Annotated in this window: 1 protein-coding gene; it reads right to left on the reverse strand. The window is 64.0% G+C overall.

Going from position 1 to position 573, the window contains the following annotated elements:
- Positions 1-166: 166 nt before the first annotated feature.
- Positions 167-511 (reverse strand): hypothetical protein, encoded by a 345-nt coding sequence (locus EOA60_RS36395; RefSeq protein ID WP_206628473.1) that lies wholly within the window; start codon positions 509-511, stop codon positions 167-169.
- Positions 512-573: the final 62 nt, after the last annotated feature.

The following is a 573-nucleotide window of genomic DNA, read 5'->3' on the forward strand; positions in this document are numbered from 1 at the left end:
TCCTGCGGTAGCCGGTGGATCTGGCCGGCGCGCGCGAGGGAGGAGAACAAATCCGGCGTGAGCAAAGTGCGATTGGCCAGGGCGATTACGGCGTGCCAATCGGCCCGGTCGGCCGGACTGCCGCGAAGTCCGGCGATCAGAGCCTCGAGCGCGTTGCCTCTGTGTCTCACCGGCATGCCTTCGTGATCAGCTCTACTGCATCATCGAGCTTCGAATAATTCAGGCAATAGGTGCCCGCCGATCCGATGACTTCGGTCAGAGTGTCGAAGGCACTGCCACTCAACTCTCGGCCGGGTGCGAACGCCCCGTTGAGCAGCACACGCAATGCGCTGGCCGGGTCGATCGGCTCGAGGCAAGCTTTCGCGTCGCGACCTCGACGAAGCTGGATTGCATAGCCGATTGGTATGGGAGAGGACGGCACGACCTCGCTGGGCACCGCAAACCGAACTCGCCTGCGGTCTGGCCGGCGACAAACCGGAACAGCGTCGAGATCGGGGTAGCGTTCGGCCAAAAGCGGCCATGCTCCTGCCTTGACGGCAGGCGCAAACGGCAGACCAATGCCATGTCCCCGGG

Origin of the sequence: Mesorhizobium sp. M1A.F.Ca.IN.020.06.1.1 (assembly GCF_004023265.1) — a bacterium.
Classification (GTDB): Bacteria; Pseudomonadota; Alphaproteobacteria; order Rhizobiales; family Rhizobiaceae; genus Mesorhizobium.